Genomic DNA, 25,113 nt, shown 5'->3' on the forward strand with positions numbered 1-25,113 from the left:
ACCGTCGGCCAGCACGACGATCGTATTGGAGTGGGGACCGATGCCGCGCCGGTCCGCCACGTCGCAACCATGGGTATCGCGATGGGACACTAGGGAAGCGTTGACGGGCTATCGCTGGACGTCGCCTGGCCTGAAGCCACGCTCGATTAGCCAATGCAAGGGCGGTCGATCATCTGTTTGGAAACGCCCGTAAGCGGGCGTCCCGTCTATTTGGTTTCACCACTTCCTGCACCGGCTCTGCCGGATAACGTGGCGCTATGCCCGTTGCGAAGCGCTCAGCGCCGGACGAGATCGTGCCGCCATAGCCATAACGAAACCGGACGCCATGAACATGGATACGATGAAGTACAGGCTGTACTGCTGGTCGCCGGTAGTCGTCAGGATCCAGGTGTTGATCGACGGGCTGATTGCGGGGCCCAGGTTAGCCAGGCAACTTACGAGGGCGATGCCGGCCGCCGCAGTTTCCTTTGACATGTATTCGCTAACAAATGCAAAGAGCAGGGCTGGCGAGGCTGCCATGCCGACGGCCGCGAGCGAGTAGCAGAGCAACGAAGGGACGAGATCGCCTTTGAACATTGCCATCGCCACCAGGGACACTGCAGAGAGACCAACACAGAAAACGTAGTGCCCGCGCCGTTCGGACATGCTGTCGGAACTGCGAGCGATCAGAATCATCCCTGCCGCGCCGACGATGCTGGGAATTGCCTTCAGGAGCCCGAGGTGAAAGACGTCCTTTACCCCCCAACTCTGGATCATCGATGGCGCCCAGAACACCAATGCATATTGGGCAGCGAGGTTCAGCATATAGGTCAAGGACAGCACATAAACCTTCGGGTCGCTGAACAGCGTCCGGAGCGCTCCGTGATCGCCATGCTTCGCCGAAGCCTGGTTGCGCTCCAGGCAGTTAATCACCAGCCGCTTCTCCTCAGGGGTCAGCCATTTCGCATCAGCCGGTCCGTCGCTGAGGATAAGGAACGCGAGCACGCCGATCAGCAGGCAAGGCGCACCATTGGAGATGAACATCCACTGCCAGCCATGAAGGCTAAGGAAGCCGTCACCAAACTTCATCACTGCACCGTTGAAAGGGCCAACCAGAATGCCCGCGACCATGACCGCAGTCATGAAGATCGAGATGACGCGCCCGCGCCTGGCGGGGGGATACCAATATGTGAAATACAGGATGACACCGGGAACGAAGCCGGCTTCGAATACACCCAGGAAGAAACGCAAAACATAGAACTGCCACGGCGCCGACACCCATGCCGTCGCGATCACGCAGGCGCCCCAGCCAACCATGATGCGCAGGATGGTTTTGCGGGCGCCGATTTTCTCCAACACTATGTTGCTGGGCACTTCGAACAAGGCATAGCCGACAAAGAACAAACCGGCGCCCAGCGCGAACATCGCATCGGTGAAATGCAGATCGCTCTTCATTTGAAGCTGGGCAAAGCCAATATTGATGCGATCGATGTAGGCAAATAAGTAAGCAACGAGCAGCAGTGGAAGGATGTGCCGACTCACCTTGGCGAACACCGCCTTCTCGCCTTCGCTTTCGATCGCGGAGCTGCCGCTCTTTGAAATTGAAACTGTTGTCACTGTGTCTCCTCCTTATAGTCTGGCCTGATCCACTCTGAGCGACCGTTCTATCGAGCCAGCCTCTCCCGCCACGGCATTGGGCGCGGATTGCCACTGCAGGTCGTGAGCCGCCGACTGTCTGGGCCGCTTCCGGTACATCAGGCATGTCACGGGCAAATTCGCCCGTCCCTGTCGTGCGCAAGACTCCTCGTTTCGCTTGGGCCTTGGCCCAACGCTCCTAAGCGCCTCTCACGCGACGTCCAGCATGACGCGCTGGTCCTGCTCGCGGCATGTTGGATTTCAGGTTAGCAGGCAGGCAGATTTAAGGCAACAAGTGTGATGTAAAATAACGTGCAGATCTCATGAGGCGTCGGGATAGCGGTCGGGCAGGGATTACCCTGCCTTCCATAATTGAGATGACGGGCGTTATCATAAAATGATTCTCCGCTTGACCCAGACAGGACGCACGATCCGTGAGGACTAGGTAGCTGATCCTGAAGGGGAAACCAATGCGTTCAGCGGACGTCTGCCGGTCGGGCGTGAGACTTCTGTGGCGATCGCGCGGCGCTTGCCGCAGCCCTTCGCCCAGTCGGCATATTCGCAATGCATCATTTTGAGGACCCGCCATGACCACTGCTCCGTCGTTTCCGGGAAGCCCCGGTGCCCAAGTATCCATCCAACGCTTCGAGTTTGGTCGCGTCTCGGTCTACTTCGGGGAGACGAACGGAAAATATCCCGACGGAAACCAGGTGATCGTGGCAGGCACGGACACCCTAGCGGCTTTTGACACTCCGATCGTCTCGAACTACCTCGGAGCCCGGTTCGAAGCTACGGAACTGGTGGTAATGGGTCACATACATGAGGACCATATGGCCGGTCTGCACCGCCTTCCCGAGGCCTCTGTACATGTACATGAGGCGGACCTGCCCGCCGCACGAAGCTGGGATGGATTGCGCGACGCATTCGGCGCGGACGACACGTACGCTTCGGAGATGCTGGCCAAGTTCCAGCGCAATTTCTTCTATGCGCCGCGACCAGACGCGCAAGGTTACTTGGACGGCGCGACCTGGGATGTCGGCCTATCGCGAATTCAAGCGATCCACATGCCAGGCCACACGCCGGGCCACTCGGTCCTGCTGGTCGAACCCGAAGGGGTGGCCTTCATCGGGGATATCGATCTGACTGGATTTGGTCCCTACTATGGCGACGCCTGTTCAAGCCTGCGCGATTTCCGTCGCAGCTTGGCGCGACTGCCAGATATTCCGGCAAAGGTATGGGTTACGTCTCACCACCGGGGAATCTACACCGATCGCGAACGCTTCTTGCGCGACCTTAATGCCTATGCAGCCAAGCTGGACGAACGCGAACAGCGGCTCTTGGCATTGGTTGGTGAAGCGCCAAAGACCCTGGCGCAGTTGGTCGAGCGCAGGCTACTGTATCCAGCGGGCTTTGAGGCACCGTGGGTAAACGGTGCAGAGGCCCGTACGATCTCGCAGCATCTGGACGAACTCCTTGCTGACGGTCGGGTGCAGGTGAGCGAAGACGGCGTATATCGATTGGGGTGAGCATCGACCGCGGCGGCGCGCCGCAAAGTCCCTGATCTTTCGGTGTAGGCCAGACCAAAGACAGCTTCGCCTGCTTGGCTCCTTTGAGGCCAAAACATTCGCGCGCTTCTTCTTGGAAGCGTGGCTCAATCTCAGCAATGCGGACTGTAAGTCTGCAATTTGACTATTCCGGAGGTCGACATGCCAAACGCGACAATCATTGATAGACGCGACCTGGAGTTCCAACTGTTCGAGTTGTTCGATGCCGATGCACTGACTCAACGACAGCGTTTCGCCGAGCACAGCCGAGAGACATTCATGGCTGCGCTTGACACAGCGCAGGCCATCGCAGAAGACAAATTCGCTCCGCATAACCGACTCAACGACGAGCATGAGCCGCAGTTCGACGGAGAGAGCGTGTCAACCATTCCGGAAGTGCACGACGCGGTACGCGCCTACTGCGAAGCCGGGCTGCTTGCCGCCGGCAAGGATTATGAAGCCGGCGGAATGCAACTGCCTGCGTTGGTGTCCCATGCGTGCCAGTCGCTGTTCAAGAGCGCGAACATCGCGACGAGCTCGTACCTTGGTCTCACGAGCGGCAATGCCAACGTGATTGAGCGGTTCGGCTCGCCCGCCCAAAAGCGCAAGTATCTTAAGTCGCTGCTTGAGGGCCGCTTCTTCGGCACGATGGCATTGACGGAGCCGCAAGCCGGCTCGAGCCTTGCCGACCTGGCGACCCGCGCGGTGCCGAATCCAGATGGCACGTATTCGATCACCGGTAACAAGATCTTCATCTCAGGTGGGGATCACGATCTGTCCAAAAACATCGTGCATCTGGTGCTCGCGCGGATCTCGGGTGCGCCGCCCGGCGTGAAAGGCATTTCTCTCTTTATCGTCCCGAAGTATCTCGTAGACGAGGACGGCAACCTTGGTGAGCGCAATGACGTCGCCCTTGCGGGACTGATTCACAAGATGGGCTGGCGCGGCACCACATCGACAATGCTGTCGTTCGGCGAGCGCGGCGCATGCATCGGCGAGATTGTGGGCGAGCCCAACCACGGCCTCGCCTATATGTTCCAGATGATGAATGAGGCGCGCATCGGCGTCGGGATGAACGCGACCATGCTCGGCTATCGGGGCTATCTCGCGTCGCTCCAGTACGCGCGCGATCGCTGCCAGGGGCGCCCGCCCGGAGAAAAACGGCCGGATGTGCCGCAGGTGCCGCTGATCGAGCATGCGGACGTGCGCCGGATGCTTCTGGCCCAAAAGTCGTACGTCGAGGGCGGCTTTGCGCTGTGCTTGTTTGCGGCAAGACTCGTCGACGACCTGCGCACCGCGGACGACGAAAGCGTGCGCGCCGAGGCCGAGGTGCTGCTCGACCTGCTGACGCCCATCGTCAAGTCGTGGCCATCGCAGTGGTGCCTCGAAGCCAACAGTCTCGCGATCCAGGTCCACGGTGGCTACGGCTACACGCGCGAATATCCGGTCGAGCAGTTCTATCGGGACAACCGGCTCAACATGATTCACGAAGGCACGCACGGGATTCAGGCGATCGATCTGCTTGCCCGCAAGATCGTGGCCCGCGAAGGGCATGGGGTGACGGTGCTCGGCCGTGAGATCGATACGACCGTGAGGCAGGCGAGCGAGTTTGCGGAACTCGACAACGAAGCGCGTGATCTTTCGCATGCTTGGCGGGAGCTCGGCGCAACGCTCGCTATCTTGCGCCCGGCGCTTACCGCGCACACGACGCTCGTATTGTCGCAGGCGAACGCGTTCTTGGAAGTGTTCGGGCATACGGTTGTCGCGTGGCTCTGGCTACGCCAGGGGCTTACCGCGTCGCGCGCGCTCGCGAATGCCACGAATGCCGACGACGTGAAGTTCTATCGCGGTAAGCTGCAGACCTGCCGCTGGTTTTTCCGTCACGAACTGCCGCGCATGCAGCCCCATCATGCACTCCTGCGCAGTCTCGACAATACGACGATGACAATGGCGCCAGACTGGTTCTAATGGCAACGCCAAGACGACCGGGAGTTCCCGCAGACTGGCTGTTTACTGGCTGACGGGAGGACAGAGAAGGGTGCCATGCCATAGGCCGACGCGGGGCGAGTTCGTTTGAGGCGCTGCCCAACGGTGAATCGGCTTTGCTGGAGCATCCGCGCCAGGGCGTCCGACTACAGCATCGACGACGGGCTCCGACCTTCCCGGCCTGCACTGTGCGCGGGTGGACGCTTCCGACCTGGCGGCGGTCGCGCGGTTCAACCCGCCTTCGATCACCTGGATGCGCTGGTGCTTGCGCAAGGCATCATCATCTACGTGCGCGCCGAATTCGAAATGACGATCTTCGACGAGGTGCTGCGTGTCAACCTGTCGGGCGTGATGGCCTACGCGGTCATGTTCCGGCCGAAGCTCAGCGACTGCGGTGGCACGTTGATCACGTTGAGCTCGATCGCGGGCTTTCGTTCCGTGCGCGGGAATCCTGCCTATGCCGCATCCGAATCTGGCGTGGTGGGACTGACCCGCACCTTGGGAGAAGCCTGGGCGCCAGATCGCATCCGCGTCAACGGCATCGTCCCGGGGCTGGTGGATACCAAGCTCTCGAAAGTCACTACCAGTTCGTCGGCGCGGCTCGATGCAACTCTCTCCCGCTTGCCCCTTGGGTGCTTGGGCCTGCCGCGCGAGGTCGCCGGAGGCGCCTCAATGAACGTCCCCGCAAGACCCTAAACTTCGATACACCGGCTGAACGATTCCAACAATGCGTTGCATCGACCGGTTGAATCCGCACCGTCGTTCGGCCAATGCCCGGCAAGCTCCTTGAAGACGTGCCAGTCGCCAAAGCAGATCGCGCGCCAATACAGGTCCTTGCTCGTGCTCGGAGCAAACCAGAATGGATATGGCGTTGAGCAGGAGATCCCGGTCGTGCGGGGACAGCAGCAGCGGGTCGATCCGGTCGCTGACGGTTTGCTTGTCAACATCCATGACGGCCAGGTCGTCCACCGGCAGAAAGTGCGCCCGGGGTCTGCAAAAAAGCGGGCGACCAATGGCGCGGCCAGTTGCTTGAGTTCCGCTAGCATCCCCGAGTGCACCAGACCGACGGCGTACCAGTAGGCCCTGCTAACCGGCACCGGCGTCGCCAGGCCGATGCCATAGCGCTTGAGTTCGCGCCAGACATGCGCCTGGGCCCAGTGCACATAAGTGCTGCCCAGATCCAGATGCACGCCGAGGGCTTTGCCTCACCAGGTTCGGCCGCCGATGCGGTCGCGCCCTTCGAGCAGTACCACCGAGCGGCACGCCATGCTGAGATCTCGGGCAGCGGTCGCGCCTGCGAAGCCAGCGCCGATCACGGCGACATCGTACAGCTCTCTCATCAGAATTTCCGTGCGGAGCTTCAGGTGAGGCGATGGCCGGTGCAAGGCCCCGCCGTCATGCAGTGTCGTGCCATGGCTGGATGCCGGCATCCAAAGGGCGCTTTCTCATGTCGCACGCGCCTTGCGGTTCAAGCGCTCATCCAGCCGGCTTGCCATTTTCAGTGCTCCGTTGAGAGCGAACCAGCGCAGCGGCTCGGGTAGCGTCGAGGGCGGGCTGTGGCTCATCAGCATCGCGAGCAGCGGGTTCTCGCTGCCCAGGATCTTCTCGGCCATCATGTGGCCGACCATGCCCTGGGTGCCGACGCCGTGCCCGGAGCAACCCGCGGCGAAATAGACGTTCTGATCCGCTCCGGTGGCGCCGACGACTGGCAGCCCATCATTGGCATAGCTGATATAGCCGCTCCAGCAGTTCTTGATGGCGATGCCCTTCAGTGGCGGGAAGCGATCGTGCAAAGCCCTCTGCAGCTCACGATACTGGCCGTGCTCGGGTACGTCAGGCGTGCGCGAGCCGAAGGGGTAGCGCAGCCGCTTGGTCGTCACCACGAGCGTGTTGCGCGCGGTCAGGCGGTGGCTCTCCATGACCCAATGCACTGTCGTGATGCCTTCGCGCCGCGGCCATCCCAGCGCCGCCAGCTGCACCGGGGAAAGCGGTTCGGTTTCGATGGCCGAAAGCCGCAACGGCACCACCTTGTCCGCGAGCGGGCCGAGCTGCGGCGTGTAGGCGTTGGTGGCAAGCATCAGGACCGGCGCACTCACGCTGCCTCGCGGTGTCCGCACCGTGACGACCGGGCCTTCGGTGTAGGACAGCAAAGGCGTGTTCTCATGGATCGTCACGCCAGCCCGCAGGGCCGCGCGCCGCAGGCCCGAGACGTACTTGCCGGGGTCGAGCGTGCCGCCGTTCGACACGTAGCTGCCGAACAGGAAGGCCGGCGGGATTCCGCGCGCGCGCATTTCAGCCTGGTCCAGGAACTCCGACAGGCATCCGAGTTCGGCGCCGATGCGCATGCCTTCGCGCACCTTGGCTTCCTGCGAGGGGTCGATGCCGGCACGGATGAGCCCCGATTGGTTGTAGTCGCAGTCGATCCCGTGCTCCGCGAACTTGGCCTCGGCGAAGCTGACGCCGTCTTCGTAAAAGCGGACTAGTTGCCTCGCTTTCTCGTGGCCGATGCGCTGGAGGAAGCGGTCATACTTGAGCCCCTGCGCACCCGAGAGATAGCCTGCATTGCGGCTGCTCGCGCCGGAGCCGGCGAAATCGCGCTCGAGGACGACCACTTTCACCTTGTGCCGCGCCAGTTCCAGCGCCGCGCAGAGGCCAGCAAAGCCGGCGCCGACAATCACCACATCCGCAATCGTGTGGCCATCGAGCTGTGGCTGCAGGTCGGCGGGCCTTTCTATCCATCCGCCTAACGTTCGGTAAGTCTTGAGGTTCTCAGTCACTTGGGTGCTTTCCATTGGTTTTGGGGAACACTGCTGCGGTCAGGCGGCCATGCGCGTGTCCTGGGAGGAACGCGTTCCCGCCGCACCACCGGGTTTTTCGTCGGTGACGGCTTCGAGAGAGCGGTTCGTGGTACGTGGGCCGAACAGTGCGACGGGGATGGAAAAGACGATGTAGCAGGCTGCCGCCGCGAGCATCACGCCCCCCATGCCGCCGGCGGAGAACAGCGCCGCGCCCAGGACGCCGGCGGCGGCGCCGCCGAATCGCCCGCAGGAGATCACGATGCCGCTGCCCAGTGCGCGCAGCGGCGTGGGAAGGGTTTCCGGGATATAGGTGTAGTAGGCGTTGACAACCAGCCCGGTGATGATGGAAGCCATGCCTCCCGCGGCGATCAGCACCCAGCTGCTGGCCGAGAGGCCCAGCACGACCAGCGGCAGGGCGCTAAGCACGGATACGGCCAGGATGGTGGACTTGCGCTCATAGCGGTCCAGGAACAGCATGGCGAGGAACGGCGTGACGCAATAGATCACGTTCCAGAGGAAGGTGATCTGGTACGCATGCTCCTCGGAATACTTGAGGCTGTATACAAGTGCGTAGGCGCCCCATTGCGCGAACAAGTAATAGGCCAGGGTGGCGCCGAAATAGCCGAACGCGACGACGGCCATGGTGCGCAGAACGGCCTTGTTGTCGAAAAGATCGCGTAGCGTCGGCGCACTGGCGTGTTCCTGCACGTCTGCGATCGCTGGCTCGGCGAGCGGGCCGCGGCGCAGTGCGCGAGCTTCCAGCTTGCCGACGATCTTCTCGGCGCGGTCGGTCAGCCCCCGCGAGACGCACCAGCGCACCGACTCCGGCAGGACCACGCGCGCCAGCGGAGCGATTAGCAGCCCGATGCTGCCCGCGAGGAACAGGTTGCGCCAGGCGCCGGGGCTGCTGTGCGGCAGATAGAACATGGCCAGTGCCGCTGCCCCAACGGCGGAGACCACGAATCCGATCGTCACGATGGAGACGAAGCGGCCACGTGCCTTGCCAGGAAACATCTCGGCGATGTAGACCAGCAGTACCGATGTGGCCGCCTGCACGCCGATGCCCGTGACGATTCGGGAGGCCAGTATGGTCTCGTAATTGGGCGCGAACGCGGTCGCCAGCGCGCCCAGCGAGTACAGCACGGTGGTCCATACCAGCACCGAACGCCGCCCCAATTTGTCAGACAGTTTTCCTCCCATCAGTGCGCCGACGATCATCCCCATGAAGAATGCGCTGCTGACAAGGCCGATCTGCTCGGTGCTCAGGTTGGTGTGCGCCTTGATCGTCGGGCTGGCGTACGCAAAGATGGCGTTGTCATAGTACTCCAGCATCAGGTTGGCCGCGAGCAGCGCGGCCCAGATGTAATGGGATGCCATGACCGGCAGCCGGTCCAACCGGGCAAGCAGGTTGGGTCCCTTGTCGGGCCTGACGATCGTGTCTGGGCGATTCATGTCCTTGTCTCCATCAGCGTTGTCGCTGTTCTTCTGATTCCTGGTCACGTGCACCTTCTTGTGAGGCTGTGGACCGTGGCGTCATGCCATCAGCCGGCGCCGCAGCCGGCTACTGCGATGGCGCGGATTTCGATCAGGAACTCGGGGCGGACCAGCTGGCTCACGCCGACCCCTGTCCATGAGGGATAGCGGTCGGGCAAATATTCATCCTTCACCTTGACGAACTCGTGGATGTCGCTGCGCAGGTCGGTGTGGAAGATCATGATCTCGACGAGGTCGGCCATGCTGGCGCCTGCGGCTTCGAGCACGGTTTTCAGGTTCTCGAATGCCTGGCGGGCCTGTGCCTACATCCCCTGGCCACTGTGGCGGTGGCCAGGTCGAAGCCCACCTGACCGGACACCCGGATCATGTCGCCGACACGGGTCGCCGACGAGAGATCAGCGCCCGGAAGTGGTAGGGGCGGGGTGATGAGCATGTTGAGTCTCCTTTGTTCTGTGGTGATGGATCGTCGGCTCGAAGCGATGGATCAAACAATAGCTCGCATCTATAATTAACGCAACACACGTTGTGTAAAAATAAACCTCGGCTAAACTTCTTTTACAAGAAAGGCACCGGTAGGCATCCTGCTGCGCAAGTGAAACGTGCCGTGCGGTTTGCGCGGCACATTGTCTTGGCTGCCATCGTTGGAGCGACCGACTCCTTGGCAGTCGAACGCGATCGCAGGCTCGGGCGTTGCCCGCGATGGGTCAGGCCCCTCGGTGGTGAGGCGGCAGCCGGCTTGCAAAGGCGGTCGACATCGCACTGCCGGTAGCCAAGCAAGTCTCCGATCGCTGCATCTGCTATGCAACCTGCGCGACAACGTGGAGAGGCTGCTGTACTGAATCGGGCCGCAACTGCGTCAAGCCGCGCAGCAAGTCGAGGTCGGTGGCGTGATCCTGGGCCGGCAGGGAGTGCTGAGCCGCAACTCGCTGTGGTCATGGCAGCGCCTGAGCGTTCAGCAACGCGCCACGCGGGAGGCACTGTACGAACGTGTGATGGCGCCACGCGCCCAGGGCGGCACGATGAAAGAAATCGTGCGCGAGCTCTCAATCGACCAACGAACCGTGCGCAACTTCATCACCCCGGGGACCTTGCCGGAGCGCGCGCCCAGGGCGCGGGGTCGGACTCCTTTGGATCCTATCGCAGCAATATCGAGGAACGAATCGCCCAGGGCTGTCGCTTTCCTGAACTGAGCAGGCAAGAACTCAAGCAGCGAGGCTATACGGGCAGTCGGGCAGCCGTGCGGAATTGCGTGGTCCGCCTTCTCTTTCCGCAGGGCAAGGAGCCGCTCCTCCAGGCACCCGTGCGCACGATGCCGTGTCCGCCGGCCCGGCGCGTGTTCGGATGGCTTGTCGGATGAAGGAAGCTCGCCGTCGAGGAGCCCAGGAGCGCGAACCACGAGCGCTTCGTGCAGACGCTGTGTAAGACCGAATCGTAGTGGGCGAGGTTCGCATCCTCGCGCGGGTATTTCTCGGCTTCATGCACCAGCGAAGTCTGCGGCAGTTCGATCGATGGTGCCGTTGCGCAGAGGCATCGGCTTCCGCTCAGTTGAGTGCGTCGGTGGTTCTCCCAACCAAGAGCCAGGTGGGCAAGTCACCAATGCCCCTTGCTGTAACCATCCCGCGCTCCTCTATCACGAACGGTGGCCCTAGTCTCTGCCGGGTAGCCGCCGTTATCTGAACGCGGCCGGCAATGCCATGCGACTCCATCCGGCTGGCGATATTCACGGTATCACCCCACAGGTCATATATGAATTTTCTTCGCCCGATCACGCCCGCTATGACAGCACCACTGTGGATGCCAACTCGCAATTGCAGGTCGAAGCCGCTGCGCTCATTGAACTGATTCAATGACTCGATCATGTCCAATGCCATGTGCGTGGCACGGGCCGCATGATCGGCCACAGGCAGGGGCAGACCGGCGACCGCCAAATAGGAATCGCCAATTGTCTTGATCTTCTCGAGTCCCCGGCTGTCTGCGATATCGTCGAAGCCGGCAAATATTTCGTTCAGTACTGCCACAAGCCGTTCCGGGCTCAGGGTGGGAGAAAATCTGGTGAATTGGACGAGGTCTGCAAACAGTACCGACACTTCTTCGAACTTTTCGGCGATGACTTCCGGGGGACCGGCGTTCGCGAGATCGGAGCGCAGCTTCAAACGCTCGGCGATGGGGGCGGGGAGCAGGTTGAGCAACAGCCGCTCCGTTACTTGTTGTTCGCAGACGAGCTGATCGTAAAGGCGTCTGAGCTCGCTACTTTGGCGAACGATCGTCTCCCGGCTCGCTTCCAGTTCACGCACCGTCTGCTCGAGCTTCTTTCCATGCTGCAACGATTCCTCGTGCAGCAGGCGCACTTCCAGCATATTGCGAACCCTGGTCAGCACCTCCGCCAGGTCAAATGGCTTGCTGACGAAGTCTTTCGCACCGGCTTGCAGTGCACGGATCTTGTGATCGGGTTGGGCGGTAATGACGATCACCGGAAGGTAGCTGTCTGCCTGGACCTGCTTCAGTCCTTCCATGACCTCAAAGCCATCCATGCCGGGCATTTGAAGATCGAGCAGGATCAGGTCATAGTGGTTCCTGCGGTGCAGGTCGCAAACCATATGGGGATCCATGGTCGATGCGATGCAGACATAGCCGGCTCTGCGCAGCATCTGCTCGAGCAGCAGGACATTGGACTCCATGTCGTCAACGACCAGGATTCTTGCCGACAGGACGGCCGAGGCACTGATCATGGTGTTTCGCGCTGTTCGCTCGGAACCGCCTTGGCTGGCGGTTTGTCCAGGGCGGCACGCATTGCGTCCATGAACTCATTGAGCTTGATCGGCTTGGTCAGATAGCGGAAGAATCCTGCAGCCATGCACTTCTCGATGTCGCGCGGCATGGCGTTGGCACTGAGGGCGATGACGGGAATGCGGGCGGTCTTCGCGTCTTCGCGCAGGCGTCTCAGCGCTTCGATGCCGTTGATATCGGGCAGGTGGATATCCATCACGATGACGTCGGGCAGCGCGGTGCGCGCGAGCTCGACGCCAAGGGTTCCATTGATCGCAGTCAGCAGTTGCACGTCTGGCTGGCGCGCGATGAGCTGCTCGACGAGCTTCAGGTTGGCGGGGTTGTCTTCGACATACAGCAAGGAATGCACTGAAGAGCGGCCCTGCGGTTGCGCCTGGGCCGGTTCCGCAGGTTCTGCACTTTCACGATCCATCTCCGTCGGGCGTGCAGCGGGCAGGTCGACCCAGAATACGCTGCCCACGCCAACCGTACTGTCGGCCCCGATGGCGCCTCCCATCGTTTCGGCCAGCCGCTTTGCCACGACGAGGCCGATACCCGTGCCTTCCACGGGACCCCCCTCGTGCCCGAGCCGGTTGAACGGCTGGAACAGTTGTGCGAGCCGTCCCGGTGCCAGGCCTGCGCCGGTGTCGCGCACGCTGACGCGGACGCGATCGTCGGTCACGCTCAGCACTTGCACCTCGACCGTGCCCTGGTCCCGGTTGTACTTGATCGCATTGGACAGCAGGTTAAGCAGGATTTGCTTCAGGCGGGTCCGGTCAGCGCGGACGAAACACGGGAGGTCGGGCATCGGGAATCGCATGCGAACGGCGCGCTTCAACGCTTGTTGCTCAAGCATTGCATGACATTCATGCAGGGTCTCCACCACCGATACCGGCTCCGGGGACAGCGATGCCTGCCCGGCCTCTATCTTGGCGAGATCGAGGACCTCGTTGATCAGCTCCAGCAAATGCCAGCCTGCCTTCAGGATCTGGTCGATGCCGGCCTGCTGTGCGGGGGATGGCGTGGGGGAGTCGGAGGCCATCAGTTGCGCGAAGCCAAGGATGGCGTTCAGGGGATTGCGCAACTCATGGCTCATGCTCGACAGGAACTCCGATTTTGCCCGGTTGGCGCTTTCCGCCGCCACCTGCGCCTGCTTCAACTCCTCGATATCGGCGCAGGATACAAGCCACTTGGTGATCTTCCCATCGTCGTCTCTCAATGGCGACCCGCGCTCGAGGTGCCATCGATAGGCGCCATCGGATGCCCTTCTCAGCCGATACTCGATCTCGTATTCGCAGCCTCGCGAAATCGCCTCGTTCCAGCGTGCAAGGTTGTTCGTCAGGTCTTCGGGGTAGATGGCCGATTGCCAGGCGCCGGAGTCCGTTTGCTCCAGGCTGAGGCCGGTATAGGTTGACCACCTCCGGTTGCAGTAATCGATGCGGCCATCCGCATCGCCGGTCATGATCATGTGAGGTATGCCGTCGGCCAGCAGCCTGAAGTGCAGCTCTCCCTCCCCGAGGTCGTGGGGCAAGGGACGATCCTTTCCCGATCCGTCATGAGGCTGTTTGGGCATGATCTGTCCCGCAGTCGGCGGCCTGGCATTTCCATCAGGGAAGTAGCCCGGCACCAGCGCTGATGGGAAACCTACAACCAGAATACGCGCTGCCACACATGGTGCAACCGGCGTGCACGGGCGAAAAATGATCAATGCGGCGCTTTATCTGGGCGCCTCGGACAGCCCTGTGACTGAAATGGCATGCCGGACAGGAGAGGTGTCTCAGGAGCGATTGGATGCCATGTCTATGCCGCGCAGCAACTGGATGCGGTTCAACAGGTTGCCCGCATGACTGAGGAAACGCTGGCGCGCATGGCCGGACAGCATGACCGGTCCCATCAGCATGACGCTCAGGGGATTCTGTGGTGCATCATGGAAGCGGAGTTCGTAATGCAAATGCGGCCCGGTAGCCCAGCCGCTTTGCCCGACGTATGCGATCAGCTGGCCCTGCGTGACGCGCTGACCCCGCTCGATGCCAGCGAACTTCGACAAGGGCGCGTAGTAGGTCGAATACCCGCCATGATGCTTGAGGATGACGACATTGCCGTAGCCGGCCTGCTGGCCGACATAGTCCACTGTGCCGTCCGCCGTGGCGAACACCCTGGTGCCGGTCGGGGCCGCAAAGTCGATCCCCTTGTGCTGGATCCACCGATGGCGCAGCGGGTGACTGCGCCAGCCGAAGGCGACATGCGCGAAAACTCGACGGGTGAGCGCAGGAACGGGCGTGCCATGGTGCGGCCGTCGAAGGTGTAATAGGTGCCGGCGTTGCTGTCGCCGTCGGCATACCACAAGGCCTGATAAAGCTGGGAGCGATTGAGGAATTCGACTGCCACGACGCGGCCGTTGCGCGCGAATGCGCCGTCGCGGAATCCGGACTCGTAGACAATGCGGAAGCGATCGCCAGCAATGATGTCGTGATGGAAATCGACCACGCCCGAGAAGATCGAGGCCATCTGCCGGACGATCTCTTCGGACACGCTCGCGACGTCCATCGTCTTGAAGAATCCGCCATCCGCGATGATGCCGGAACGCATTTCGTAGCGCAGTTCGTTCCTGACCGTGTGCACGCTCGCTTTGAAGCCTCGCTCTTCGCCGGCGCGCTGGATCACCAGCTCCCGTGATACGGTCACATTGCCGTCAACGGAGGCGCGTAGCGAGACCAGCAGGTTGTCCTGGTCGACCTCAGCCAGCACAACCTGGCCCGGCTGAAGCTGGAAGAGGGCGCGTGCCGCGGGATTTCCGGGGATGAATTGTTGTGCGTCCGGGTCATCCACCAGGCGCCGATGCAGCGCGGCGACGGTGTCGCCGCGCTGCATCGGCGCCTGGTGGATGTAGGTTGCGCTGGCATCGGCCAGGCTTTCGAGCTGGTCGCGCAGGTCGGGCAAGTGTATGGCTTCCCGCCGGCGAGGTGCATCTGGGTCATGGTAGGCGCTGCGCGGCACCACGCCCATGGCGACCGCCATGCACAACATGATGACCAGCGCCACGCCGGTCATCAGGCATGACGGTATGCGCCTGCTCATTCTTTGCCTGCTGCTCGACCTGCGCATGCCGCTGACTTTCTGCTGTCCTGCCGGAACCTATCGGGCTACTGTCCCCTGTCGTTCGGGCGACATTCTGGCGAGGTAGCGGGCTACCGCCGGGATGTCGTCGTTCGACAAGGTGGCGGCAATGCTGTCCATCCCGCCGGTGGCGTCATGGCGTTCGCCGGTCTTGTAGGCGGCGAGCTGCTGCGCCAGATAGTTTTCACCCTGACCCGCCAGGCGTGGCGCCAGGTCTTTGCCCTTTAGTCCTTCGCCGTGGCAGGCCTGGCAACTGCGGGCCTGGACCACGGTCTTTCCGCGCGCCTCGAGCTCGGCGTCGGCTGGGACTTCCGGGTTGCCGGTGGGCACCTGCTGGGCGTAGTAGGCAGCCAGAGCCGTGATCTGACCATCCGTGAGGTGCCTGGCAAGCGGGCCCATGATCGGGCTGTGGCGCTTGTCGCTGGCGAAGGCGCGCAATTGCGCCTCGATGTATGTTGCCGGCTGGCCGGCCAGGGCAGGGTACCCGGCGTTGCGGGACTGCCCGCGCGGGCCATGGCAGGCGAAGCAGGTCTCCGGGAACTGCGGCCAGGAACCACCATCGGACTGACTTGCCTGGGCCTGGTTATCCAGCGACGTTCCGAACCGGTGATAGTCCACCAGATCCGGAACAACCCAGGCGGATGCTCCCACCAACACCGCTGCCGCCACGAACATAGCGCGCTTCATCTTCATTTATGCCTCCCGGCCCGGATGCGCCAGCGCGCCCAGCGCCTGCAGGGCCGCGCGATGGCCAGATCGCACCGCGCCGTCCATCGCGCCGGCCCAGATGTCGGCCGTCTCGGTTCCCGACCAGATCAGTCGTCCCACCGATGGGTGGAGGTACTGGCCCCATTTGGTCCAGAAGCCGGGAGGCATCGGGTTGATGCAGCTCATCGACCAGGCGTCGGCCGTGCCCCAGTCGAAGTCGTGGTACTGCACCGGTTTCAACGCCTTGTCTCCCAGCGCCCTGGCATAGATCGCCGACAGGATCCGTTCGGCGGCCTTGGGATCCGCCGGCAGGTATCCCGGTTTGACGAATGCGCCGATCACGCCGACCGAACTGTCTGGCGGCGAGTTGTCGATTGACCAGATGAGCGGACCGTCGAGCGGGACGATCTGCCCGTTGAGGCCGGCATCGCGCCAGAACGGGCGCGTGTAGACGTGCGCGGTCTTGCGCATGGGCGCGTGTCCCGGCCATAGCCGCTGCAACTGCGCACGCCCGGCGGGCAGCGGCGGATCGAAGACGATCTGGTTGCACAGTGCGGGGTTCAGTGCCGCGATCACATGGCGCGCCTTCACCACGCCCTTGTCAGTGTGCACCTCGACGATCTCGCGATCCCAGCCGACGATCTTGCGCACGGGGCAGGATAGTCGCACCTTGTCACCGAGGCCCAGCGCCATCCGCGTGCAGAGCACCTGCGAGCCGCCGACGAAGCGGGTTTCCTGCGCGCCATCCTTGATCCTCTCGAGCGTGTCGTAGTCGCTGTTGGCGCTGTTGATCACCGACAGGTAATGCAGCAGTCCGAGTTGCGCCGGCGGGGCGCCGAGCGATAGCGTGGCGGCCATGCTGAAGGAGAACTTCTCCTCGTTGTTCAGGTTTTGCCGCGCCAGCCAGTCACCCAGCGAGAGCTTGTCGAGCTCCGCCGCATTAGGTGCCTTCCAGGGTGCGCCGGACGGCACACCGCGTGCCAGCTTGCTGAGCTTGGCCGCAACCGTTCCCTGCGCGCCGATGCCGCCGTGCAGGTCCTGCGTCACCCGGGCATCGCCCGCCAGGAAAACGGTCTTGCCCTGGTAATAGGTGCCGAAGGCGTCTACCCCGAGTTCGCGTGACAGGTCGGCAATGGCAGTCTGGCCGGGGCCAATCCACTGGCCGCCCGCTTCGGAGACCACGCTGTTGCCCAGATCATGGTTATAGGTGCGGCCACCGACACGGTTGCGCGCCTCCAGCACCACGAAGGACTGGCAGCCGGCGCGCTGCAGGTCTCGCGCGGCCGTCAGCCCGGCGAGGCCGGCGCCGAGGATGGCCACGTCCAGTACGCCGCGCTCCGCAGTTGCCTGGCTCGGCTGCCGTGGCGCAGCGCTCGCTGTGCGCGGCGCGGCGGCAACAGCCAGCGAAGCGGCGCCAGCCGCTGCCGCCCAGCCAAGCAACCGGCGTCGCGCCTGTGGGTCCGGCCCGGGGGCTGGTGCTGTCTTCGGTACCGCATCGACCAGCGTCGCATCCCGGCACATGATTGGTTTGCTCATGGTTCGGCAACAATATATAAGTAGGAAATATGGCCGAATATAGGTCGAAAAGACAAACAAGTCAAAAGCCGTTGACCTGTGTGTGATTCGTGAACGTCTTGCGGTCTACCGACAGGGTTCAGGCAGGGAATACCCTGTCTTTTTTCTTCTTCTAATCTTTGTCATAGTTACCTAACTTTAGTTTATTGGCCTACTAACGAGGCGATCACGGAACAACAGGAGATCACCGATGGATGAATCCAAGCGCAAGGCCTTCGATGAGGACGGTGCCGTCCTCATCGAAGGCTGTCTCAATGCGGAACAGCTGAACCTGTGCAGGCATGCGTTCGACTGGGGCATCGAGAACCCCGGGCCCAACGCCCACAGCCTGTTCGAGGGCTCGGTGCAGAAGTCGCATGTCGACAACGCGAATCCCTTCGCCAAGGGCAGGCTGGATGAACTGGCGGCCACGCTGCCCTTCGGCAGGCTGCTTGCCGACCTGTGGGGTTCGAAGCACGTCTGGTATTTCGCCGAGGAACTGTTCCTCAAGGCCGGTGGCAATGCGGGGCGCTCGCCGTGGCACCAGGACACGTCTTATCTGCCCTGGGCGGGGAAGCATTTTGCCAACGCGTGGATCAGCTTCGAGGCCGTTCCCAAGCGCAATGCCCTGGAAATCGTCAGGGGCTCGCATCGCGGCACGCGCCATGATGGCAGCACCTTCCAGAACCCCGATGACCCCACCGAACCCTTGCACGGTGGCGGGGTCTGGCCGCGGCTGCCGAACATCGAGGCCGAGCGCCGTGCCAATCCGGAGGCCTACGACATCGTTTCCTGGGCGACCAGGCCCGGCGACGTGCTGCTGCTGCATCCCGGCGCGCTCCATGGGGGCGGTGCGGTCGATGCCGATTTCCCGAATCGTCATACGCTGGTGATGCGCTTCTTCGGCGATGACGCGGTCTTCAGCCCGCTGCCGGAGCACAGCGATTCAGGCTTCACGCCGGCGGGTGTTCTATTCATTGAAGAGTTGATGTCGCTGAAGGCGGGCGAGCCCTTCCGTGCTCCCTGTTTCCGTCAGATTGTCTGAGCCAAAGCGTTTCACACCATGACTACCCTCACCATGAATCGACAGTCCATCATCCCACCTGGCGCAGAGGCGCTGTACGACGCGCTCCACTTCTCACCCGCGACCCGGGTGGGCGATACCATCTGGGTCTCCGGGCAGGTCGGCATCGATGCCACCATGGCCCCGGCGCAAGGGATGGAGGCGCAGGCGCGGATTGCCTTCGAATCCCTGAAAGGCGTGCTGGCGGCCGCCGGCGCGAGCCTTGACGACGTGATCGAACTGACTACCTATCACACCAGCTTCCGCAACGAGCTCGCCGACTTCACCAGGGTGAAGGACGAGTACATCCCGAACCGCTATCCGTCGTGGACCGCGGTCGGCGTGACCGAGCTGGCGCTGCCAGGGCTTTGTATCGAGATCCAGGCGGTTGCGGTAGTGGGCTGCGGCCAGGCATGAGCCCGGTCGCCGGCGGGCAACGCCCTGCCATTTTTTTGCGCCCTATCTTTGTCATTATGTCCTATGTTGGGCACATTGTTTAAAAAATAGAAACCGGAACAGTAACCGGTTGACCCTGGTGGTAGGAGACTCAGATGAAATACACAACGTGGTTGATCAGCGCGACCGTTGCGCTCGGAGGCGCGGCGTACGCAGCCGCCCCTGAACAGGATATGGCCCGGCTCGGCAAGGACCTCACCCCGGTGGGTGCCGAACGCGCGGGCAACAAGGATGGGTCCATTCCGGAATGGACCGGCGGCGACATGAAGGCGCCCGGCGGCTGGAAGCCCGGCACGCCGCGGCCCGACCCCTATGCGAACGACAAGCGCCTGCTGTCGATCGACGCGTCCAACGTCGACCGCTACAAGGACAAGCTCGCGCCCGGACAGGTCGAGATGGTCAAGACCATTCCGGGCTACCGCATGGACGTCTATACCACGCGCCGTTCCTGCGGCTTCCCCGACTTCTACTACGAGCGCACGAAAAAGAATGCCGCGAATGCCAGGCTTGCCGACAACGGCCAGAACCTGGCCGAGGCGCTCGGCGCAGGCGTGCCGTTCCCGGTCCCGCGGAGCGGCGCCGAAGCGATGTGGAACCACAAGCTGCACTGGAAGGGCGAGGGCTTCCAGATGAGCTACGCGGGCTATATCCCGCCCAAGGGCAGCGAAAACATCGGCGAGCCGCTCGGCCAGGAGGAATGGCAGATGTCGCCGATGTGGTCGCCGTCGAACAAGGGCGTCGCCGACGCGCGCGGCATCGAGAGCCTGTACCTCAATACCTTCACCAGCCCGCCGTCCATTGCCGGCGATGCCACGCTCACGCAATACAAGTTTGCCGAGGCCAACGACGTCTGGCTGTACTTTGCCAGCCAGCGCCGCGTGCGCCGCGCGCCGACGTACCAGTACGACGCGCCGCAACTCAATACGGAGAACCTGCTGACGGTCGACCAGTACATGCAGTTCAACGGACCGCTGGACCGCTACGACTGGAAGCTGGTCGGCAAGAAGGAGATGTACGTCCCGTACAACACCTACCGCGTCAACTCGTCCACGAACAAGGTCGAGGATGTCGTCAAGCCGAAGTTCCTCAGCCGCGACCACACGCGCTACGAGCTGCATCGCATGTGGGTGGTGGAGGCCACGCTCAAGTCCGGCATGCGCCATACCTTCCCCAAGCGCGTGTTCTACCTCGACGAAGACACCTGGACCATCCTGGTGGAAGACATGTACGACGCGCAAGGCAAGGTTTGGCGCACGACCGAGATGGGTCCGTACATGGCCTGGGAAATCCCGGCCTGCGTGTGGGCGGCCAACACCAGCTATGACCACCAGACCCGGCGCGCCGTGCTCGACCGCGTCGTCGCCGGCCACAAGGAGCCGGACTGGCTGGCCGCGCGCGAAGGGCGTCTGAAGGAGAAGACCTTCGAGCCGGACGGCCTGCGCCGGATCACCACGCGCTGAGCGATCAAACGCGAACACGGAGAGGCCATCATGAAACTGCGTGATGACGCGGGACCGGTCGCCGGGGCGATCGGAAGAGCAAGCGCGAAGACACGGGACCGGACGCTGGTTTGCACCGCGATCCTCGGCGTGCTGGCGTGGGCGGATGCCGGACCGGTCCACGCCGCGCAGTGGACGCTCGACAACGGCTGGCAGGTGGCCTTCGATTCGACGGTCTCGTTCGGCGTGGCGGTGCGCACGTCGAAGACCAACTGCAGCTTTGTCGGCAACGACAACGGCGGTTGCGTCGGAGACGCGCCGACGCCGCTGCAGCAGAGCAACCCGGCTGTCTTTTCGTCGAGCCTGGACGTGCTGCGCGTGAACCAGGACGACGGCAACCTGAACTACAAGCGCTGGCAGCCGGTGTCCGCCAATGCGCAGTGGACCAGCGACCTGTACGTCAAGGCCTCGGACGGCTGGAGCGGGCTGCTGCGCGGTGTCGTCAACTACGACTTCGCGGTCGACCACACCCGGCGCAGCGACCTCGATCCGTCCGCGCGGAACTTCGCCACCAGCAACCCGCGGCTGCTCGATGCCTACGTGACCAAGGAATTCGACATCGGCGACCAGCAGGCCCGCGTGCGCGTCGGCAACCAGGTGCTGAGCTGGGGCGAGAATCTCTACATCCCGGGCGGCGTGAACTCGATCAACCCGATCTACCTGCCGTCCGCGCACCAGCCGGGCACGCCGCTGAAGAACCTGTTCATCCCGTCGCCGATGGTGTCGGCCAGCTCCTCGCTGGGCCCGGACCTGGGCATCGAGGCCTTCTACCAGTGGAAGTGGAACAGCTTCGTGTTCGATGCGCCCGGAACCTTCTTCTCGACCAGCGATTTCGTGGGCAGCGGCGGGCGCGGCCTCTATATCCCGACCTCGACGGTCAACGCGGCGCTGGGTGCCGCGGGCTTGCCGCCGTTTCCGCGCGCCACGATCGGCGACAACGGCACCAGGATCGTCGGCATCAATCCCGCGACCGGGCTGCCCTACAACCGCCGCCTCAGCGCTGGCGAGCTGGCGAACCCCGCCACCAACCCGGTGGGGCCGCTGCTCGGCACCGGCACATTCATCCCGCGCGGCCCGGACAACAAGCCGACCAACGCCGGGCAGGGCGGGCTGGCGCTGCGCTACAAGTTCCCGGATACGGGCAACGAACTCGGCTTCTACTACCAGCACTACAGCGACAAGGTGCCGTTCGTCAGCTACCAGGTGGGCAACACGACGGCCAACCCGTTCGGCTGGCAGGCGTCGCTCGACTATGGCAAGAACCGCGACCTGTTCGGCCTGTCGTACAACTTCCAGGCAGGCGAATGGGTGATCGGCACCGAGCTGTCGTATCGGCCGCGGGATGGCGTTGCGATCGACCCCACCACGGTGATCGATCCGGGCAACCCGTACTACTGCAATGCGCTGGCCGATTTCACGGTCAAGCCGGTTGGCAGCAGCTGCAAGGGCTGGGTCGACACGCAGCACTACCAGCTGCACCTGACCGGCATCCACATCATGTCGCCATCGGGGTCGTTCGGCTGGCTGCTGCGCGCGCTGGGCGCGACCGAGGGCACGCTCACCGCCGAAGGTGCGCTGGCGTACTACCCGAAGCTCAAGCTCAACGCCGGCATTCCGTATGCGGTCACTGCCGACTACAAGCTGCCGACCAAGCTGTCGGCGGGCATGGTGCTCGCGGCGTCCGTGACCTATCCCAACATCTTCGGCACGCGTGCGTCGCTGTCGCCGGATATCGCGCTCATGCAGGGCATCGGCGGCTATTCGGCAACGGCATTGCCGGGCTTCGTCCAGGGCGCGGGCGCCGCCGTGATCGGCGCCACCATCGACTTCAAGACCAAGCCGGGGACCAAGATGCGCCTGGACTACACCCACAACTGGGGCGGTAGCGGCAGCAACCTGCTGCGCGACCGCGACTTTGTTTCCCTCAGCATGACCACCGCATTCTGATGCTCGCACGCCTGATAACCCGTTTAGAAGCTGCCCTGTTCGGGCATCGCCTTCCTTTCCTGCTGCTGCTGGCGGGATTCACGGCCGCCATGGGCGTGCTGGGGGCGAAGCTCGAGCTCGAGGCCGGCTTCGAAAAGCAGCTGCCGCAGCGCCATGAGTACATCAAGACCTTCGAGCAGTATCGCGACCAGCTGTTCGGCGCCAACCGGCTGACCATCGCCGTCCACGCCCGCGACGGCGACATCTGGAACGGTCAGGCGCTGACCCAGGTGCTCAAGGTCACCGAAGCCGTCACCTACCTGCCAGGCGTGGACCGGGCGAGCGTGACGTCACTGTGGACGCCGAACGTCTTCTTCACCGAGATCACCGAGGACGGCTTCCGTGCCGAGGCGGTGACCGGCGGCGACGTCGTGCCGGAGAAGCTCTCCCCCGACGTCATCGAAAAGGTGCGCCAGCGCGCCACTGCCGGCGGCCATATCGGCACCCTGGTGGCGCGTGACCAGACCAGCGCGCTGATCACCGCCGAGCTGGGCGACGTCGACCCGGGCACGGGCAGGAAGCTCGACTACATTCAGTTCAACCGGCTGCTCGAGGAGAAGATCCGGCGCCCGTTCGAGAACGCAGAGGTCGAGATCGAGATCATCGGCTTTGCCAAGCAGATCGGCGACATCGCCGACCGCGGCGCCGACGTCACGCGCTTCTTCGGCATCGCCTTCCTGCTCACCGGCCTCGCGGTCTACTGGTATTGCCGCTCGGTGCGCCTGACGCTGCTGCCGCTCGGCTGCTCGCTGGTGTCGCTGGTCTGGCAGTTCGGCACGCTGCGGCTGCTCGGCTATGGCCTCGATCCGCTGGCGATCCTGGTGCCGTTCCTAGTGTTTGCGATCGGCGTCTCCCACGGCATCCAGCAGATCAACTTCATCGTGCGCGAGGTTGCGCATGGCACCGACTCGGCCATCGCCGCGCGCCGCAGCTTCACGGGCCTGCTGATTCCGGGGTCGCTGGCGCTGGTCACCGCGCTGGTGAGCTTCGTTACGCTGATCCTGATCCCGATCCCGATGATCCGCGAGCTGGCGATCACGGCGGCGATCGGCGTGGGCTACAAGATCGTCACTAACCTGATGATGCTGCCGGTGGCAGCGTCGTACTTCCGCTTTACGCCAGAGTTTGCCAGGCGGGCACTGGCGCGGCGCGAGCGCCACAACGGCTGGCTGGAGGTGCTCGCGCGGATCGCGCAGCCGCGCTACGCGCTCGCCGTCACCCTTGTCGGCACGGCGGTGTTCGGCGTGGCGTTCTGGAAAAGCCAGGGCCGGCACGTCGGCAGCCTGCAGGCCGGCGCGCCCGAGCTGCGCGCGGATTCGCGCTACAACCAGGACGCCGCGGCGATCATCGAGCGCTTCGACGTGGGCCTGGACTGGCTGACCGTCGTGTTCGAGGCCAAGGCGGAGCGGGAGGGCGAGGTCTGTTCCCGTGCCGACCAACTGCTGTTCATCGACGACTTTGCCTGGCGCATGGCCAGCGTCACGGGGGTGGTCTCGACCGATTCGCTGGCCGCGCAGCTCAAGCTCTACAACGTCGGCATGAACGAGGGCAGCCCCAAGATGGCCACGGTGACGCGCGATCCGCGCGGGCTGGGTTCGCAGTTCCAGGGCGTGAACAACCGCATCGCCGGACTCTCGTCGAGCGACTGCCGGGTGCAGGGCGTCAACCTCTACCTGCCGGACCATCGCGCAACCACGATCAAGTCCGTGGTCGGGGCGGTCAGGGAGTTCCGCGACGCCAACCGGCTCGACGGTGTGGCGATCCGGCTGGCGAGCGGCAACGCGGGTGTCCAGGCGGCCACCAACGAGGTGCTGGAGGAGAGCGAGCTGCCCATGATGCTCTACGTCTACGCCGCCATCCTGGCGTTGGTGTTCCTGGTGTATCGGGACTGGCGCGCGATGGTCGCCTGCTGCCTGCCGCTGACCGTGGCCACCTGGATCGGCTACTGGTTCATGAAAGAGCTGGAGATCGGCCTGACGGTGGCGACATTGCCGGTGATGGTGCTCGCGGTCGGCATTGGCGTCGACTACGCCTTCTACATCTACAACCGCCTGCAGGTGCAACTGGCCAACGGCCTTGAATTCACCAGGGCGCTGGAAGCCGCGATGAAGGAGACGGGTCTCGCCACCGTTTTCACCGCGATCACGCTGTCGGTCGGCGTGGCCACCTGGATGTTCTCAAGCCTGAAGTTCCAGGCCGATATGGGCGCGCTGCTGACCTTCATGTTCCTCGTCAACATGGTCATGGCAATCACGCTGCTGCCCGCGTTCGCGGCGGTGCTGGAGCGGTTCTTCCCCCGGCGCGGTGCGGTGCACATGCCGGAAATCCTGAAGCACTAGCGACAAGGAGATGCTTTCGATGCCTTCTTACCGATCTCTCTCCCTAGCCGCGATCGCGCTGTCGCTTGCCTGCCCGGTCCGGGCCGCAGAATCTGCGAACCAAGCTGCGAGCGAGCCCTCAACCCAGCCTGCGACCCAGCCTGCGACCCAGCCTGCGACCCAGCCCGCCGCCGCGCCGCGCTGGCCCAC

The 25,113-nt window shown here is 63.3% G+C and carries 18 protein-coding genes and 1 pseudogene; 8 read left to right on the top strand and 11 right to left on the bottom strand.

Going from position 1 to position 25,113, the window contains the following annotated elements; translation table 11 throughout:
* Positions 1 to 255: 255 nt before the first annotated feature.
* Positions 256 to 1,596 (bottom strand): MFS transporter, encoded by a 1,341-nt coding sequence (locus tag AC3WLF_RS07990; protein ID WP_492358033.1) that lies wholly within the window; start codon positions 1,594 to 1,596, stop codon positions 256 to 258.
* A gap of 605 nt (positions 1,597 to 2,201) precedes the next feature.
* On the opposite strand from AC3WLF_RS07990, the gene AC3WLF_RS07995 reads away from it, so the two are divergent.
* The 3 genes from AC3WLF_RS07995 to AC3WLF_RS08005 all read left to right on the top strand — a co-directional run bounded on the left by AC3WLF_RS07995 (position 2,202) and on the right by AC3WLF_RS08005 (position 5,840).
* Entirely contained in the window at positions 2,202 to 3,140 is a 939-nt protein-coding gene (locus AC3WLF_RS07995) for an MBL fold metallo-hydrolase (protein ID WP_492358034.1), read from the top strand.
* Between the two features lie 180 nt (positions 3,141 to 3,320).
* Positions 3,321 to 5,126 carry an acyl-CoA dehydrogenase gene (locus AC3WLF_RS08000; RefSeq protein WP_492358035.1) on the top strand — a complete coding sequence of 602 codons (1,806 nt, stop codon included), beginning with the start codon at positions 3,321 to 3,323 and terminating at the stop codon, positions 5,124 to 5,126.
* A gap of 123 nt (positions 5,127 to 5,249) precedes the next feature.
* Complete coding sequence (locus tag AC3WLF_RS08005; RefSeq protein WP_492358036.1) at positions 5,250 to 5,840, top strand: SDR family NAD(P)-dependent oxidoreductase; 591 nt, start codon at positions 5,250 to 5,252, stop codon at positions 5,838 to 5,840.
* On the opposite strand, the gene AC3WLF_RS08010 is transcribed toward AC3WLF_RS08005, so the two are convergent.
* The 10 genes and pseudogenes from AC3WLF_RS08010 to AC3WLF_RS08055 form a co-directional block, all read right to left on the bottom strand.
* Positions 5,837 to 6,334, bottom strand: a complete 498-nt coding sequence (locus AC3WLF_RS08010) for a hypothetical protein (protein WP_492358101.1) — start codon at positions 6,332 to 6,334, stop codon at positions 5,837 to 5,839. The genes AC3WLF_RS08005 and AC3WLF_RS08010 overlap by 4 nt on opposite strands.
* A 15-nt stretch (positions 6,335 to 6,349) precedes the next feature.
* A complete protein-coding gene (locus tag AC3WLF_RS08015) occupies positions 6,350 to 6,484 on the bottom strand; it encodes an FAD-dependent oxidoreductase (protein WP_492358037.1) in 135 nt (44 codons plus the stop codon).
* Positions 6,485 to 6,589: 105 nt separating this feature from the next.
* Positions 6,590 to 7,936: an NAD(P)/FAD-dependent oxidoreductase gene (locus tag AC3WLF_RS08020; protein ID WP_492358038.1), complete on the bottom strand. Its 1,347-nt coding sequence runs from the start codon at positions 7,934 to 7,936 to the stop codon at positions 6,590 to 6,592.
* 24 nt (positions 7,937 to 7,960) lie between these two features.
* Entirely contained in the window at positions 7,961 to 9,394 is a 1,434-nt protein-coding gene (locus AC3WLF_RS08025; RefSeq protein WP_492358039.1) for an MFS transporter, read from the bottom strand.
* An 89-nt stretch (positions 9,395 to 9,483) separates the two neighbouring features.
* Positions 9,484 to 9,678, bottom strand: coding sequence for a Rid family hydrolase (locus tag AC3WLF_RS08030; protein ID WP_492358040.1), 195 nt, complete (start codon positions 9,676 to 9,678; stop codon positions 9,484 to 9,486).
* 1,299 nt (positions 9,679 to 10,977) lie between these two features.
* On the bottom strand, positions 10,978 to 12,165 hold the full coding sequence (locus AC3WLF_RS08035) for an adenylate/guanylate cyclase domain-containing protein (protein WP_492358041.1): 1,188 nt from the start codon (positions 12,163 to 12,165) through the stop codon (positions 10,978 to 10,980).
* On the bottom strand, positions 12,162 to 13,733 hold the full coding sequence (locus AC3WLF_RS08040; protein WP_492358042.1) for a PAS domain-containing hybrid sensor histidine kinase/response regulator: 1,572 nt from the start codon (positions 13,731 to 13,733) through the stop codon (positions 12,162 to 12,164). The genes AC3WLF_RS08035 and AC3WLF_RS08040 overlap by 4 nt, the downstream gene beginning before the upstream one ends.
* 246 nt (positions 13,734 to 13,979) lie before the next feature.
* Positions 13,980 to 15,280: pseudogene (locus tag AC3WLF_RS08045) on the bottom strand (M23 family metallopeptidase).
* A 57-nt stretch (positions 15,281 to 15,337) separates the two neighbouring features.
* Complete coding sequence (locus tag AC3WLF_RS08050; RefSeq protein WP_492358043.1) at positions 15,338 to 16,012, bottom strand: c-type cytochrome; 675 nt, start codon at positions 16,010 to 16,012, stop codon at positions 15,338 to 15,340.
* The gene (locus AC3WLF_RS08055; RefSeq protein WP_492358044.1) at positions 16,013 to 17,548 is read right to left on the bottom strand and encodes a flavin monoamine oxidase family protein; all 1,536 of its coding nucleotides are present in this window, start codon (positions 17,546 to 17,548) and stop codon (positions 16,013 to 16,015) included. It abuts the gene before it with no gap.
* A 244-nt stretch (positions 17,549 to 17,792) separates the two neighbouring features.
* Here AC3WLF_RS08055 and AC3WLF_RS08060 point away from each other — a divergent pair, with 244 nt between their 5' ends.
* The 5 genes from AC3WLF_RS08060 (at position 17,793) to AC3WLF_RS08080 (ending at position 24,924) form a co-directional block, all read left to right on the top strand.
* Positions 17,793 to 18,626, top strand: coding sequence for a phytanoyl-CoA dioxygenase family protein (locus tag AC3WLF_RS08060; RefSeq protein WP_492358045.1), 834 nt, complete (start codon positions 17,793 to 17,795; stop codon positions 18,624 to 18,626).
* Between the two features lie 33 nt (positions 18,627 to 18,659).
* Positions 18,660 to 19,061: a RidA family protein gene (locus AC3WLF_RS08065; RefSeq protein WP_492358046.1), complete on the top strand. Its 402-nt coding sequence runs from the start codon at positions 18,660 to 18,662 to the stop codon at positions 19,059 to 19,061.
* Positions 19,062 to 19,195: 134 nt separating this feature from the next.
* Complete coding sequence (locus tag AC3WLF_RS08070) at positions 19,196 to 20,560, top strand: DUF1329 domain-containing protein (protein ID WP_492358047.1); 1,365 nt, start codon at positions 19,196 to 19,198, stop codon at positions 20,558 to 20,560.
* Between the two features lie 30 nt (positions 20,561 to 20,590).
* Positions 20,591 to 22,546 (top strand): DUF1302 domain-containing protein, encoded by a 1,956-nt coding sequence (locus AC3WLF_RS08075; RefSeq protein WP_492358048.1) that lies wholly within the window; start codon positions 20,591 to 20,593, stop codon positions 22,544 to 22,546.
* Positions 22,546 to 24,924 (top strand): efflux RND transporter permease subunit, encoded by a 2,379-nt coding sequence (locus AC3WLF_RS08080; RefSeq protein ID WP_492358049.1) that lies wholly within the window; start codon positions 22,546 to 22,548, stop codon positions 24,922 to 24,924. The genes AC3WLF_RS08075 and AC3WLF_RS08080 overlap by 1 nt, the downstream gene beginning before the upstream one ends.
* The last annotated feature ends 189 nt before the right edge of the window (positions 24,925 to 25,113 follow it).

It is taken from the genome of Cupriavidus sp. FW306-01-F10A, assembly GCF_058782785.1.